The 15,260-nt window shown below is 64.1% G+C and carries 12 protein-coding genes and 1 pseudogene; 11 read left to right on the forward strand and 2 right to left on the reverse strand.

Going from position 1 to position 15,260, the window contains the following annotated elements:
• The first annotated feature begins 20 nt into the window (after window positions 1-20).
• The 9 genes and pseudogenes from BMW89_RS21345 to BMW89_RS21385 all read left to right on the forward strand — a co-directional run bounded on the left by BMW89_RS21345 (window position 21) and on the right by BMW89_RS21385 (window position 12,047).
• Complete coding sequence (locus BMW89_RS21345) at window positions 21-3,158, forward strand: efflux RND transporter permease subunit (RefSeq protein ID WP_092028985.1); 3,138 nt, start codon at window positions 21-23, stop codon at window positions 3,156-3,158.
• Between the two features lie 33 nt (window positions 3,159-3,191).
• Entirely contained in the window at window positions 3,192-3,791 is a 600-nt protein-coding gene (locus tag BMW89_RS21350) for a TetR/AcrR family transcriptional regulator (protein WP_092028986.1), read from the forward strand.
• Between the two features lie 70 nt (window positions 3,792-3,861).
• Entirely contained in the window at window positions 3,862-4,485 is a 624-nt protein-coding gene (locus BMW89_RS21355) for a flavin reductase family protein (protein WP_092028987.1), read from the forward strand.
• Window positions 4,486-4,663: 178 nt separating this feature from the next.
• Window positions 4,664-6,931 (forward strand): acyl-CoA dehydrogenase, encoded by a 2,268-nt coding sequence (locus BMW89_RS21360; protein WP_177196226.1) that lies wholly within the window; start codon window positions 4,664-4,666, stop codon window positions 6,929-6,931.
• Complete coding sequence (locus BMW89_RS21365; protein WP_092028989.1) at window positions 6,931-8,214, forward strand: acetyl-CoA C-acetyltransferase; 1,284 nt, start codon at window positions 6,931-6,933, stop codon at window positions 8,212-8,214. The genes BMW89_RS21360 and BMW89_RS21365 overlap by 1 nt, the downstream gene beginning before the upstream one ends.
• A gap of 2 nt (window positions 8,215-8,216) precedes the next feature.
• Entirely contained in the window at window positions 8,217-10,313 is a 2,097-nt protein-coding gene (locus tag BMW89_RS21370) for a 3-hydroxyacyl-CoA dehydrogenase NAD-binding domain-containing protein (protein WP_177196227.1), read from the forward strand.
• A gap of 183 nt (window positions 10,314-10,496) precedes the next feature.
• Window positions 10,497-10,994, forward strand: a pseudogene (locus tag BMW89_RS21375) (fatty acid desaturase CarF family protein); the annotation flags it as partial.
• A gap of 208 nt (window positions 10,995-11,202) precedes the next feature.
• Window positions 11,203-11,634 (forward strand): acyl-CoA thioesterase, encoded by a 432-nt coding sequence (locus tag BMW89_RS21380; protein WP_092028992.1) that lies wholly within the window; start codon window positions 11,203-11,205, stop codon window positions 11,632-11,634.
• Between the two features lie 221 nt (window positions 11,635-11,855).
• Window positions 11,856-12,047, forward strand: coding sequence for a hypothetical protein (locus BMW89_RS21385; RefSeq protein WP_092028993.1), 192 nt, complete (start codon window positions 11,856-11,858; stop codon window positions 12,045-12,047).
• Between the two features lie 180 nt (window positions 12,048-12,227).
• Here the strand turns inward: BMW89_RS21385 and BMW89_RS21390 are convergent, their stop codons facing one another.
• Window positions 12,228-12,680 carry a nuclear transport factor 2 family protein gene (locus BMW89_RS21390; protein ID WP_092029316.1) on the reverse strand — a complete coding sequence of 151 codons (453 nt, stop codon included), beginning with the start codon at window positions 12,678-12,680 and terminating at the stop codon, window positions 12,228-12,230.
• A gap of 154 nt (window positions 12,681-12,834) precedes the next feature.
• Here BMW89_RS21390 and BMW89_RS21395 point away from each other — a divergent pair, with 154 nt between their 5' ends.
• A complete protein-coding gene (locus tag BMW89_RS21395) occupies window positions 12,835-13,509 on the forward strand; it encodes an HAD family hydrolase (RefSeq protein WP_092028994.1) in 675 nt (224 codons plus the stop codon).
• A 91-nt stretch (window positions 13,510-13,600) separates the two neighbouring features.
• Entirely contained in the window at window positions 13,601-14,449 is an 849-nt protein-coding gene (locus BMW89_RS21400; RefSeq protein ID WP_092028995.1) for a DeoR/GlpR family DNA-binding transcription regulator, read from the forward strand.
• A 48-nt stretch (window positions 14,450-14,497) separates the two neighbouring features.
• On the opposite strand, the gene BMW89_RS21405 is transcribed toward BMW89_RS21400, so the two are convergent.
• Window positions 14,498-15,184 carry a glutathione S-transferase family protein gene (locus tag BMW89_RS21405; RefSeq protein ID WP_092028996.1) on the reverse strand — a complete coding sequence of 229 codons (687 nt, stop codon included), beginning with the start codon at window positions 15,182-15,184 and terminating at the stop codon, window positions 14,498-14,500.
• Window positions 15,185-15,260 lie beyond the last annotated feature (76 nt).

Here is a 15,260-nt window from a genome sequence, read left to right on the forward strand (position 1 = left end):
ACCATCTTTCGGAGAGAGCGATGAAGCGCTTCAACCTTTCGGCCTGGGCCGTCAGCCATCCGACGCTGGTCCTGTTCCTGATGATCATACTCGGCGTCGCCGGCTTCTTTTCCTATGAGAAGCTCGGTCGCGCCGAAGATCCGTTCTTCACCGTGAAGGTGGTCAATGTCTCCGTGCTGTGGCCGGGCGCGACCGCGCAGGAGATGCAGGCGCAGGTCGCCGATCCCATCGAGAAGAAGATTCAGGAGCTGCCTTACTTCGAGAAGGTGCAGACCTATTCGAAGCCCGGCTTCACCGCGCTCCAGGTGACATTCCGCGATTCCACGCCGCCGAAGGACGTGCCGTACCTTTTCTATCTACTGCGCAAGAAGCTCGCCGACGTGCAGGGCCAGCTGCCCTCGGGCATTATCGGGCCCGTCGTCAATGACGAGTTCTCCGACGTCGATTCCATCCTTTACATGATGACCGGCGACGGCGCCGATTACGCCCAGCTCAAGAAGATATCGGAAGGTTTCCGTCAGCGCCTCCTGAAGGTGCCGGGCGTGACCAAGGTCGACGTCTACGGCAATCAGGACGAGCGCATCTTCGTTGAGTTCAGCCATGCCAAGCTCGCCACGCTCGGCATCACCCCGCAGGCGCTGTTCGATTCGCTCGCCAAGCAGAACAATGTGACGCCGGCCGGCACGGTCGAGACCTCGTCGCAGCGCGTGCCGCTGCGCGTCACCGGCGCGCTCGACGGCGCCAACGCCGTGGCCGAGACCCCGGTCGAAAGCAATGGCCGCGTGTTCCGCCTCGGCGACATCGCGACCGTCACCCATGGCTATGTCGATCCGCCGAGCTTCGTCGTCCGCCAGGAAGGCAAGGCCGCGATCGGCATCGGCGTCGTCACCGCCAAGGGCGCCAACATCCTCGATCTCGGCAAAGAGGTCGAGAAGGCGACGGCCGAATTCATGAAGGCGGTGCCGCAGGGCGTCGACGTCAAGCTCATCGCCGACCAACCCAAGGTGGTCGAGCACGCTATCAGCGAGTTCGTGCACTCCTTCATGGAAGCGCTCGTCATCGTGCTGTTCGTCTCATTCCTGGCGCTCGGCTGGCGTACTGGCATCGTGGTCGCGCTGTCGGTGCCGCTAGTGCTCGGCATCGTCTTCATCGTCATGAATGTGCTGTCGCTCGATCTGCACCGCATCACACTCGGCGCGCTGATCATCGCGCTAGGCCTGCTCGTCGACGACGCCATCATCGCGGTCGAGATGATGGTGGTGAAGATGGAGCAGGGCTGGGATCGCTATCGTGCGGCGTCCTTTGCCTGGGAATCCACTGCGTTTCCGATGCTCACGGGAACGCTGGTCACGGCCGCTGGCTTCCTCCCCATCGGCTTTGCCAATTCCGCGGTCGGCGAATATGCCGGCAGCATCTTCTGGATCGTGGCGATCGCGCTGGTCGCCTCCTGGTTCGTGGCAGTGATCTTCACGCCCTATATCGGCGTCATGCTGCTGCCCAACATCAAGGTGCACCACAACCACGATCCGCACGCGGTCTACGAGACCCGGATGTACCGCGGCCTGCGCGCCATCGTGCAATGGTGCGTCAATCACCGCATCACCGTGGTGGTCGCGACCGTCGGCATCTTCATTGCTTCGATCGTCGGCTTCGGTCATGTCCAGCAGCAGTTCTTCCCGCTGTCGGAGCGGCCCGAGCTGTTCCTCCAGCTGCGCCTGCCTGAGGGCACCGCCTTCAACGTCACTGAGAAGGCGGTGAAGACGGCCGAGACGCTGCTGAAGGACGACAAGGACATCGAGACCTACACGGCCTATGTCGGCCAGGGCTCGCCGCGCTTCTGGCTCGGCCTTAATCCGCAGTTGCCGAACGAGGCCTTTGCCGAGATCGTCATCGTCGCCAAGGGTGTCGAGGCGCGCGAGCGGATCAAGGCCAAGATCGAGAGTGCGGCTGCCGAGGGCTTCCTGTCCGAGGCGCGCGTGCGCGTCGACCGCTTCAATTTCGGCCCGCCGGTCGGCTTCCCGGTCCAGTTCCGCGTGATCGGCCCCGATGCCAACAAGGTGCGCGAGATCGCCTATCAAGTCCGCGACGTCATGCGGCAGAACAAGAGCGTCAAGGACGTCCAGCTCGACTGGAACGAGCAGTCGCCGTTCCTCAAGCTCGTCGTCGACCAGGATCGTGCCCGCGCTATGGGCCTGACCCCGCAGGACGTCTCGCAGGCACTCGCGCTGCTGATCTCGGGCACACCGGTCACGACCATCCGTGACGGCATCGAGAAGGTCGGCGTGGTTGCGCGTGCGGTCCCGTCCGAACGTCTCGACCTCGGCGGCGTCGGCGATCTCACCATCACCTCGCGCAACGGCGTCGCCGTGCCGCTCCAGCAGGTCGCAAAGATCGAATATGCCCACGAGGAGCCGATCATGTGGCGGCGTAACCGCGACATGGCGATCACCGTGCGCTCCGACGTCGTCGACGGCGTGCAGGCGCCCGACGTCACCGGCCAGATCGCCCCGAAGCTGAAGCAGATTCAGGACAACCTCGAGCCGGCCTACCGGATCGAGCCGGGCGGGGCGTTCGAGGAATCCGCCAAGGGCAACGCCTCGATCTTCATCCTCTTCCCGCTGATGGTCATGGTGATGCTGACGCTGCTGATGTTCCAGCTGCAGAGCTTCTCACGCCTGATCCTGGTGTTCCTGACCGCGCCGCTCGGCATCGTCGGCGCCTCCTTCGGCCTCAACATCGCCAACGCCCCGTTCGGCTTCGTGGCGCTGCTCGGCCTGATCGCGCTCGCCGGCATGATCATGCGCAACGCGGTCATTCTGGTCGACCAGATCGAGACCGACGTCTCGCACGGCCTTACCCGCCGCGAGGCGATCGTGGAGGCGACCGTCCGCCGTGCCCGCCCTGTGGTGCTGACCGCGCTCGCCGCGATCCTCGCCATGATCCCGCTGTCGCGCTCGGCCTTCTGGGGCCCGATGGCAATCACGATCATGGGAGGACTGTTTGTGGCGACGTTCCTGACGCTGTTGTACCTGCCGGGCCTCTATGCCCTGTGGTTCAGGAAGAGCCTGGACGAAGCTGGTTCTTCCGAGCAACCTACCGCGCCGCAGCATGGGAGCGATGACCAGCACGCAATTCCGCTTGCTGAAGCGGCTGAATAAATGAGAAGACTGCCGACGAACGAGTCCTGACTGATGGCCCTTATTTCGGAACATATCGAAGTCGACACCCGGGATCGTATCCTCGAGGTGGCCGAGCGGCTGTTCCGCGTGATCGGCTACCAGAAGACCACGGTCGGCGACATCGCTAAGGAGCTCAGGATGAGCCCCGCCAACGTGTATCGCTTCTTCGAATCGAAGAAGGCGATTCATCAGTCGGTGGCGCGGGGCCTGATGGGCGAGGTCGAGCTCGAGGCGCAGCGGATCGTGGCAAGGCCCGGTCCGGTGCTGCCGCGCTTCCGCGAGCTGCTGACCACCATCCATCGCATGAATACCGAGCGCTATGTCGGCGACAACAAGCTGCATGAGATGGTCGAGATCGCGATGCAGGAGGACTGGGAGGTCTGCGTCGCACATATGGAGCTGATCACCACGGCGATCGGCCAGATGATCGCGCAAGGCACGGCCTCCGGCGAGTTCGAGGCGCCGGACCTGCAACTGGCCTCGATGTGCGTCTGCACCGCGATGATGCGTTTCTTCCACCCCCAGATGATCGCCCAGTGCGCGACCAAGCCGGGCCCGACCATCGACCAGATGATCGATTTCGTCATCGCGGGTCTGTCCCCGCGCCACTGACGGGCGGGGGCGTTTCCCCCTATAAGCTGCTTCGCATTGCCCGGAATGGCGGATAGCGGAGAAGCAGCGCGTGACCGACAAAGACCTTTACTTCTATGAGCCCTCCAAGGGCCACGGCCTCAAGCACGATCCCTTCAACGCCATCATCGCGCCGCGGCCGATCGGCTGGATCTCCTCCCGCGACACCAAGGGCCACGTCAATCTCGCGCCCTACAGCTTCTTCAACGCCTTCTGCTACGTGCCACCGATCATCGGCTTCTCCTCCACCAACTGGAAGGACTCGGTCGAGAACATCAAGCAGACCGGCGAATTCGTCTGGAATCTGACCACGATGGATCTGGCCAAGCACATGAACGCCACTGCCGCGCATGTCGGCCCCGAGGTCGACGAATTCGAGATCGCGGGCCTCACCGCCGTGCCCGGCAAGCTCGTCAACGTGCCGCGCGTGGCCGAGAGCCCTGTCGCCTTCGAGTGCAAGGTGTCCGACATCGTCCGCCTCAAGGGCGCAGACGGCAAGGAAGCCGATGCCTGGCTGACGCTCGGCGAGGTCGTCGCCGTCCACATCGACAAGGCCATGATCAAGGACGGCGTCTACCAGACGGCGGCCGCCCGCCCCATCGTCCGCGCCGGCCGCCGCGGCGACTACTTTGAGATCAAGCCGGAAAACATGTTCGAGATGGTCCGGCCGGATTAGGCCGGGCCCGTCTGCGACCCATCCTCCCCGGAACTGCCTCCACGCCCCGGCCGTTATGGTCCCCGGGGGCGGCCGCCCGGCCGCGTCAATTCGCTGCTTTTAGCTCGCGAAGTGTTCACTTCCGCCGGCAAGTTTCCGCTAAAATGCCCTGTCACTGCGCCGATGCATGAGGTCCACCATGAGCTTCCGCCGCGACAACATCACAAAGCCGATCTTCTCCTGGGCGCGCGGCGTGCTGCCGGCGATGTCCGACACCGAGCGCGAGGCGCTGGAGGCCGGTGATGTCTGGTGGGACGCCGATCTCTTCACCGGCAATCCTGATTGGTCGAAGCTGCTGAAGGTGCCGCAGGCAAAGCTGACCGACGAGGAGCAGGCTTTCCTGAACGGCCCCGTCGACGCGCTCTGCGCCATGCTCGACGAGTGGAAGATCTTTTGGGAATTGCGCGACTTGCCGCAGGACGTCTGGGCCTTCATCAAGCGCGAAAAATTCTTCGGGATGATCATTCCGAAGGACTTTGGCGGCCTCGGCTTCTCGCCCTATGCGCATTCGGAAGTCGTGCGGAAGATCTCGACCCGCTCGATCGCGGCCGCCGTCACCGTGATGGTGCCGAACTCCCTCGGCCCCGGGGAGTTGCTAATGCGCTTCGGGACGAAAGAGCAGCAAGAGCGCTGGCTGCCGCGCCTTGCCGATGGCCGCGACATTCCCTGCTTCGGTCTCACCAGCCCCGAAGCCGGCTCCGACGCCGCCTCGATGATCGACACCGGCATCATCTGCAAGGGCACCTTCGAAGGCCGTGAGGTCGTCGGCCTCAGGCTCAACTGGCACAAGCGCTACATCACGCTCGGCCCCGTCGCGACCCTGCTGGGCCTCGCCTTCAAGGCCTATGACCCCGATCATCTCGTGGGCCAGCAGGAAGAGCTCGGCATCAGTGTGGCGCTGATCCCGACCAATTTGCCCGGCGTCGAGATCGGCCAGCGCCATCTGCCGTCGATGCAGGTGTTCCAGAACGGCCCGAACTGGGGCCGCGATGTCTTCATCCCGCTCGACTACGTCATCGGCGGTGAGGGGCGGCTCGGGCAGGGCTGGAAGATGCTGATGACGGCGCTCGCCGCCGGCCGCGGCATCTCGCTGCCGTCGCTGTCTGCTGCCGGTGCCGCCTATGCCGCGCGCACCACCGGCGCCTATGCCCGCATCCGCGAGCAATTCGGCATCTCCATCTCCAAATTCGAGGGCGTCGAGGAGCCGCTCGCGCGCATCGTCGCCACCGCCTATCAGCTCGACGCGGCGCGCAGGCTCACCTGCGCAGCGCTCAATGCGGGGGTTCATCCCGCCGTGATTTCCGGCATCATGAAGCTGCACGCAACCGAGCGGATGCGCATCGCGGTGGACGACGCCATGGACATCCATGGCGGCAAAGCGGTGATCGACGGTCCGCAAAACTATCTCGGCAATCTGCATCGCGCCGTGCCCGTCGGCATCACGGTCGAGGGCGCCAACATCCTGACGCGCAATCTCATCGTGTTCGGGCAGGGCGCGATCCGCGCGCATCCCTATCTGCTCGATGAGATGAATGCGCTGGCGGACACCGATCGCGAGCGCGGGCTCACCGCGTTCGACAAGGCGTTCTGGAAACATGTCGGCCACAGCTTCAATAATTTGCTCCGCGCCTTCGGCCGGAGCTGGACTTTTGGTGCGTTTGCGCTTGCGCCCGATGCGGGCGACGCCACGCCATTCTATCGCCAGCTCTCGCGCTACTCCGCGGCATTTGCGCTCTGCGCCGACATGGCGCTGCTCACGCTCGGCGGCGCGCTCAAGCGCAAGGAGATGCTGTCGGCGCGCTTCGGCGACATTCTCTCCGAGCTGTATCTGCTCTCGGCCGCGCTGAAACGCTGGCAGGACGAAGGGCGGCAGAAGGAGGATTTTGCTGCGCTGGAATGGTGCATGGCGACGGGCTTCAAGACCATCGAGAACCGGCTCGCCGAAATTCTCGCCAATCTGCCCAACCGTTTTGTCGCTGTGATCCTTAAGCTCGTGGTCCAACCTTTTGGTGCGCGCGTGCTCGGCCCCTCCGACCGCGTCGTGCACCAATGCGCGAGCCTTGTGCTGGAGCCGTCAGCGGCGCGCGAGCGCCTTACGCCGGATCTCGCTTATGTCGATGACGACAGCGGTTTTGCCCGGCTGGAGCGTGCGTTCAAGCTGGTGACGGGGTCGGATGCGATCGCCAAGCGCATGCGTGCTGCACATTTGAGAGACTGGAAGGACGCCGTTGCCAAGGGCGTGATCACGCAGGCCGAGGGCGAGCAGCTTGCGGTGGCTCACGAAGCCGTCACAAAAGTAATCGAGGTCGACGATTTTGCACCGGAGGCGCTGTCGCCGATTTACAAGAAAACCGGCGACGTGCATCAGTTCTTCCAGGAACTCGGAGAACAGAGGGCGGCGAGCTGATGGCACGACCGGTTTTCATCGTCGACGGCAGTCGGACGCCGTTTCTGAAAGCGCGCTCCGGGCCGGGGCCGTTCACGCCGGTCGATCTCGCCGTGCAATGCGGCCGGCCGCTGCTGGCGCGCCAGCCGTTTTCGCCAACTGACTTCGACCAGGTCATCCTCGGTTGCGTCAACGTCATTGCGGACGAGATGAACCCGGCGCGCGTCGCCGCGCTCAGGCTCGGCATGGGCGAGGACATGGTCGCCTTCACGGTGCAGATCAATTGCGGCTCCGGCATGCAGTCGATCGACACCGCCTACCGCTACATCCGCGAAGGCCATGCCGACATGATCTTGGCCGGCGGCACCGAGGCGCTCAGCCACGCGCCGCTGGTCTGGCCGAATTCCGGCGTGCGCTGGTTCGCCGGCCTTGCCACCGCCAAGGGCGTGGCTGCGAAGATGGCCGCCGCGTTCAAGCTGCGGCCGCGTTATCTCAAGCCGATCATCGGCCTCGAGCGCGGACTGACCGATCCCATCACCGACCTCAACATGGGCCAGACCGCCGAGGTCGTCGGCCATCTCTTCGGCATTACGCGCGCACAGTCGGATGCCTATGCCGCCGAAAGCCATCGCCGGCTCGCGCACGCGCAGACTGAAGGGTTTCTCAAGGGCGAGGTCGAGACCGCGTTCTCCCGCGACGGAAAATTCTTCGACCACGACGATGGCGTACGACCGGATTCGACGGCCGAGACACTCGCAAAACTCCGGCCGGTGTTCGAACGTCCCTGGGGCCAGGTCACCGCCGGAAATTCCTCGCAGATCACCGACGGCGCCTCCTGGGTGATCCTCGCCTCCGACGCGGCGGTGGCAAAGCATAAGCTCACGCCGAAGGCGGCGATCGTCGACAGCCATTGGGCCGCGCTCGATCCCAGCATCATGGGGCTCGGTCCCGTGATGTCGGCGACGCCGATGCTCCAGCGCAACGACCTCACCATCAAGGACGTCGAGACCTGGGAATTGAACGAAGCCTTCGCCACGCAAGTGCTCGGCTGCCTCGCCGCCTGGAACGACGACAGATTCTGTCGCGAGATTCTTGGGCTCGACGGCGCCGCCGGCGAGATCGACCGTGAAAAACTCAACGTTGATGGCGGCGCGATCTCGCTCGGCCATCCCGTCGGCACCTCCGGCAATCGCATCGTGCTGCATCTCGTCAACGCGATGAAGCGGCTCGGCACACGGCGTGGCGTGGCCACCGAGTGCATCGGCGGCGGACTTGGCGGCGCCATGCTGATCGAGGCGGTGTGACCATGGATTCGAAGATCATGACCGCGCTCGGCGACCGCGTGCTGGAGCTTGGGCCCCAGCACACGGCGGACAATCCGTACAAGAACTTCAAGCTGACGCGCGATGCCGACGGCGTTGCCTGGCTGCTGTTCGACCGCGCCGAGACAAGCGCCAACACGCTCTCATCCGACGTGATGGAGGAGTTCGACGCCGTGCTCGCGGCGATCGAAACCGAGCGCCCGGCGGGCCTCGTGATCCGCTCGGCAAAACCGTCCGGCTTCATTGCCGGCGCCGACGTCAATGAATTCCGCGGCGCATCCGATCCCGAGATGGTGGAAACGCGCATCCGCGCCGCGCATGCCGTGGTCGATCATCTGGAGGCGTTAAAACTGCCGACGGTCGCGGTCATCCATGGCTTCTGCCTCGGCGGCGGCCTGGAGGTTGCGCTCGCCTGCCAGTCGCGCATCGCCATCGACGGCTCGCGCTTCGGCTTCCCGGAGGTGATGCTGGGACTGCATCCCGGCCTCGGCGGCACCGCGCGCTTCACAGCACTGGTCAATCCGACCCAGTCGATGGCGCTGATGCTGACCGGCCGCACCATCGATGCGCGCCGCGCAAAATCGATCGGCCTCGTCGATACCGTGACGCAGGAGCGCCACGTCCGCAACGCGGTGAAGGATGCGCTGTTCGGTCGCCTGAAGCGGGCGCGGCCGGGCCTTCTGACGCGCGCGGCCAACCTCTCGCCCGTGCGCGGGCTGCTCGCAAAACGGATGCGCTCGGCGGCGGCGAAGGTTGCTCCCCGCGAACATTATCCCGCGCCTCATGCGCTGATCGATCTCTGGCAGACGCATGGCGGCAGCAAGGCCGGGATGCTGAAGGCCGAGCAGGTGTCCTTTGCCAAGCTGATGGTGACGCCGACCGCGCAAAACCTGATTCGCGTTTTCTTCCTGCGCGAGCAGATGAAGAAGGCCGCAGGCCCCGGCAACACCATCAAGCATGTCCATGTCATCGGCGCCGGCGCGATGGGCGGCGACATCGCGGCCTGGTGCGCGGGGCAGGGACTGCGCATATCGCTCGCCGACATGAAGGCCGAACCGATCGCGGGCGCCGTGAAGCGCGCCGCCAAGCTCTACGGCAAGATCATCCGCAAGCCGACAGATGCGCGCGACGCGCTCGATCGCCTCATCCCCGACATGGACGGCGAGGGCGTCCGCAACGCCGATCTCATCATCGAGGCGGTGCCGGAAAAGCTCGCGCTGAAGCAGAAGGTCTATGCCGGCCTCGAGCCAAGGATGAAGCCTGGCGCGATCCTTGCGACCAACACGTCGAGCATTCCGCTCCAGGATCTGCGCACCACGCTGGCCCGGCCGGAGCGGCTTGTCGGCCTGCATTTCTTCAACCCGGTGTCGCGGCTGCAACTGGTTGAAATCGTCAGCCATGACGGCAATGATGCGCAGGTGTTGAAAGAGGCGCTCGCCTTCGTCGGCGCGATCGACCGGTTGCCGCTGCCGGTGAAGAGCTCGCCCGGCTTCCTCGTCAATCGCGCGCTGACGCCCTATATGCTGGAGGCGATGGTGATGCTGGACGAGAAGACCGACCAGCGTCTGATCGATGCTGCGGCCGAACAGTTCGGCATGCCGATGGGGCCGATCGAGCTGGCCGATCAGGTCGGGCTCGATATCTGCCTCGACGTTGGCGACATGCTGCGCACCAAATTCGGCGACATGCTGCCGCCCACGCCCGCGTGGTTGCGCGAAAAAGTCGCCAAGGGCGAGCTCGGCCGCAAGACCGGCAAGGGCTTTTACACCTGGAAGGACGGCAAGGCCGAGAAGGCTCCATTGCCCGAGACTGGCCCGCGCGTCACCGACCAGATGATCGACCGCCTGGTGCTGCCGATGTCCAATGTCTGCGTCGCGGCGCTACGCGAAGGCATCGTCGATGACCCTGATACGGTCGATGGCGCCATGATCTTCGGCACGGGTTATGCGCCGTTCCGCGGCGGGCCGCTGAACTATGCGCGTACGCGCGGCGTGGAAAATATCGTGTCCACCCTGCGCGAACTCGCCGATCGATTCGGCGGGCGGTTCGCGCCGGATGCGGGCTGGGACAATTTGAAATAGGGGAGTGTCGGCATAGGATGCTATCATGGGTGGTGCAGCCCGTGAGGAGTATCGCCGATGCCGACGATCCCGTTCTTCAAGCATGCGACCCAGCGCGAGATCATCATCACGCGGCTGTGCTGCGGGGCCGATGCTGTCGTGATGCTGTGCTGCGCGGTCTATCTCGTCGGGTGTTACCACGCGATGGGATTGCGCTGGCCATGGCTGACCGCGGCACTCCTGGTCGGGTATTTCCTTGCCGATCTTTTTTCGGGGCTGGTGCATTGGGTGGTCGACACCTGGCTCGACGAGAGGATGCTCGGCCGCGGTATCGCGATGACCCGCGAGCATCACACTCATCCCAGCCACGTCCTGCTCTACGAATTCCTCGACCAGGCGGCCCTCGGTGCGGCACCGAGCGCCGTGGTGGTCGGGAGTGCGGCCGCCGTTACGGCGTTGTTTCCGGTTTCCGCGCTCACCTATGCGCTGATGATCGTCTGGCTCGTGATCGCGACCTGCATGCTGTTTGGCATGAGCTTTCACAATCTCGCGCACTGGCCGGTCCGCCCGCCGCTCCTGCGCATCGCGCAACGGCTGCATCTGGTCTGCTCACCCGAGCATCATTGGCGTCACCACCGCGAACACACCATCCGTTATTGCGTCATCAATGGATGGGCCAATTATCCGTGCGACGGTCTCCGGCTTTGGAGCAGGCTGGAATGGCTGGTGACGGTAACGACCGGGCGCGCGCCGCGGGCCGACGATACGGACTGGCAACGCAAACTCAACGATACCGGCGTCTTCGTCGGGCCGCCGCGGTCGGTTGGATAGTGCGAGCTTGTCTCGTGCCGATGTTGCGCAAGGCGACGCGGCTTTGTATTCAGAGGCGAGAGCCGCGGAGATCAACCATATGACCGATACGCACGTCCACCCCCCTACCAGCTCCGATGCTGGGCCGCGCGGCGATCTCTGCATCCGCACGCTGGCGATGCCCGCCGACACCAACGCCAATGGCGACATTTTTGGCGGCTGGCTGCTCAGCCAGATGGACGTCGGCGGCGGCGTGTTTGCATCCAAGGTCGCGAAGTCGCGCACGGTAACGGTCGCGATCGAGGCGATGAATTTTCGCAAAGCGGTCTATGTCGGCGATCTTGTCTCGGTCTACGCCAACCTTGTGCGGACCGGGCGCACGTCGCTCACGGTGCATCTCGAAGCCTGGGCGCTGCGGCGCCGGGAGCTGCAGCCGATCCTGGTGACCGACGGCAATTTCACCTACGTCTCGATCGACGATCAAGGCCGTCCGCAAGCGATCCGTCGCGACGATCCGCCGATCGCGACGTAACCGCGCGCGGCGTTGCGTCCCATCTCACGAAAATTTGCGGCGGACGAAACGCGGCGCTCGTGAGTCAACGCGTCGCGGCTTCGCCAACAACCAGTCATAAAACGGATGAGGTCTCGGCGTACTCAGTTACGTGTCGATTCGGGGCGGAGACCGGCTGATTTGCCCGAGGAACCTTTGGGCAGGGATCCGGTTATTTGCCCGCATTGAGGAATCTACGGGCCATGCCGGACAGCTACATCATCGAAGTCAATTCAGAAACTGCGGGTATCGTCGTTCGTGGCGATGGAGGCTACTGCTTCTTCGCCTCGTCCCATCAATTCAATCGCCTCGAAGGCCAGATCTTCCGCAACGCGCGCGAAGCCGAGCGCGCCGCACGCAAGCTGGTTAACGGCGATGTGAAGGAAGCGGCGTAGTCGCTCTTCCTTCTCCCCTTGTGGGAGAAGGTGGCGCGAAGCGCCGGATGAGGGTTGTTTCAGCGAATTCAGCTGCGAGAGATTCGTGAGAGGTTCGCTCGCGGAGATAGACCCCTCACCCGTCTCGCCGCTACGCGGCGATCCACCCTCTCCCACAGGGGGAGAGGGTAAGAAACATCATCACAACTTCGTCGCGGCCCGCGACAGCAGCTTCCAGTCGTCGCCCTGCTTCTGCCAGTTCATCAGGATGTGAAGGTTGGTCGGCACTTTCTTCCCATCGGCCGCCATCTCCTGTTCCGCGACCCAGTGGAAGCGCACGATCGCGGCGGGGCCGACGACCTTGATGGTCGGGTCCTGATACGCGATCGACAGGAATTTGGATTTTCCGTCGGTGGCGTTGGTGACGAAGGTCGCCTTGTCCTCGACCTTGCCGTTGGAATGGCTATAGCTGAGATCGTCCCAGCACAGCGCGCCGAGCGCCTTCGGCTCGGCCGCGATCTGGGCGAGGCGGAAGGCTTCGACCTTCTTCGCCACGGCTTCCTCGTCCGCCGAGGCGGCCAGCACCGGTGTGGTGAGCGCAAGCGCCGAGACAGCCAGGGTCGAGAGAGCCAGATCGCGTCGGTTGATCGTCATCGTTTCCTCCTTTTTGATCTTGCACGGAGTGTTGCAGCCGCGCGCGACTTTGTCGAGTGCCGTGTGATGGCCATGCACGCGCGTCATTGCGCGATTGACGCTGTATTGATACGTCTTCCGCATTGATGCGTACCGCATTCGGGAAAGTACGGAAATGATCGAAGCACTTGGCAAGGCGCTGCTGTTCGACATCGACGGCACGCTCGCCAACACCGACCCGCTGCACCTCAAGGCCTTCAACCAGGTGCTGGGGCCGCGCGGCCATGTGTTCGATCACGCGCGCTTCTCCAGGGAGCTGCAAGGTTTCGCCAATGTAGCGATTGGTGAACGCTTTCTGCCCGACGAAACGGTGGAACGGCGCGCCGTGATCCTCGGCGAGAAGGAGGAAGTCTTCCGCGAGCTCGTCGCCGGGCAGATCGAGCCGCTGCCGGGCCTGATGGCATTGCTCGACCGAGCGGATGCTGCCGGCATTCCCATGGTCGCCGTGACCAATGCCCCGCGCCTCAACGCCGAACTGCTGCTCTCCGGCCTCGGCATCACCCACCGCTTTCGGGCGATCGTGATCGGCGACGAGCTGCCGCACGGCAAGCCGCATCCGCTGCCCTATCAGGAAGGACTGCGCTTCGTCAGCGGCAGTGCGGCGGCCTCCATCGCGTTCGAGGATTCCCGCACCGGCGTGCAATCGGCAACGGCGGCCGGCATTCCGACCATCGGCATCCGGACCAGCCTCAGCCATGCTGACCTTGTTGCCGCTGGCGCAATCTCCTCCGCCAGCGCTTTCGATGATCCGGACCTGCTCGTGCGTCTCGCGGCGGCGATGGCATGGTGAGAGGCCTTGTCCGTTAACCGTGATGAGTGCGCGCATTGACCAACGGCGCGAACCGCCGCACCATGCATCGTTCTGATTTGAGGCCATTGCCGTGACCGGATTGACCCATCGCCAAGCCGAAATCCTCAACATCGCGCGCGCCTCCGGCCGCGTCATGGTCGAGGAGCTGGCGCGCAAGTTCGAGGTCTCGGCGCAGACCATCCGCAAGGATCTCAACGATCTCTGCGAGCGCCGCTCGCTGACCCGCATCCATGGCGGCGCGATCATCGCCTCCGGCGTCGAAAACCTCGCCTATGAGGCGAGGCGGTTCGTCGCCGCCGACGAGAAGAAGGCGATTGGCGCTGCCGCCGCCTCGCTGATCCCGAACGGATGCTCGCTCTTCATCAACATCGGCACCACGACCGAGGAAGTCGCGAGCGCGCTGACCTCGCACGAGGATCTCCTGGTCATCACCAACAATCTCAACGTCGCGATGCTGCTCTACCGCCATCCCCGCATCGAGGTGGTGGTCGCCGGCGGCACGGTGCGGCGCGCCGACGGTGCTGTGGTCGGCTCGACCGCGACGCAGTTGATCGGCCAGTTCAAGGTCGACTACGCCATCATCGGCGCATCCGCGATCGACGGGGAGGGCGCGCTGCTCGACTTCGACTATCGCGAGGTGCAGGTGGCGCAAGCCATCATCGCCAACGCCCGCAGCGTCATGCTGGTTGCCGATTCTACAAAACTCCGCCGCAGCGCGCCGGTGCGCATCGCCCATATCAGCCAGATCCAGACCTTCGTCACCGACCAGGAGCTGCCCGAGCGTCTCGCCACCATCTGCCACAGCAAGGGCATCGAGGTGATGGCAGCGTTACCGAAGGGGGCCGGGGAAATCGACGATACGCAGGCCGAGACACAGGATGCTGCGCCTGAAGCGGCACCGGTGGTTCGGCTGCGTTGATACGCGTGAATGGCTGCGACCGATCCGGAGCGGACATCACGCCGTTGCTCACAGGCCGAACCGTTTGAGGTCCTCCGGCAGGAAATCGCGACCTGTCCGGTTCTTGACGCTCGGTAGATTTGATATTTTTTCCCGCCAGGCCATGAGGGATTTGCACGCATCGGGGATCGGTATCCCCGCCGCGCCAGCGAAGTCCAGGCTCGCAAACACCGTGATATCGGCCATCGAGAATGCATCGCCGGCAACGAACGGTTGGGTCTTCAGGACGCCGTCGAAATACGTCATGCCGCGGACGGCCCTTTCGCGCTGCCGCTCACCCCATTCCTTCCTGCCGGCCCACTCCGGAGCCACATAGGGCTGCATCGCAGGCCCGAGACCCGGCGTGGCGTAGTGGAAGTAGCCGTCGACCGCGCCCATCAGCTCGGCCTCGGCGCGATTCTGCATCATGTGGATCACCGCCTTCTCGCGCGGAGTCCTGCCGGTGAGGACCGGATGGCCATCGAGATGATCCAGATATTCGGTGATCGCCGTCGACTCCGAAATCAAGGTGCCGTCGTCGAGTTCGAGCACCGGGATTTTTCCCGACGGGTTGATCGCGAGAAACGGCGCCTGCTTGTGCTCTGCCCCGATCAGATCGACGCCGACGAACTCGACCTGGTCGTCGAGCCCTTTTTCGGAAAGGACGATTCGAATGCGTGATGGATTGGGGAATCCGGGCCGGTCGTAGATTTTCATGGGAACGCACCTTTATCTATCGATAGATAGGTAAGTTGCTCAGATAGGCCCTTTGCAATAGCGGAGTCAAGAGCTA

Origin of the sequence: Bradyrhizobium sp. OK095 (assembly GCF_900109945.1) — a bacterium.
In the GTDB taxonomy this organism is placed as follows: Bacteria; Pseudomonadota; Alphaproteobacteria; order Rhizobiales; family Xanthobacteraceae; genus Bradyrhizobium.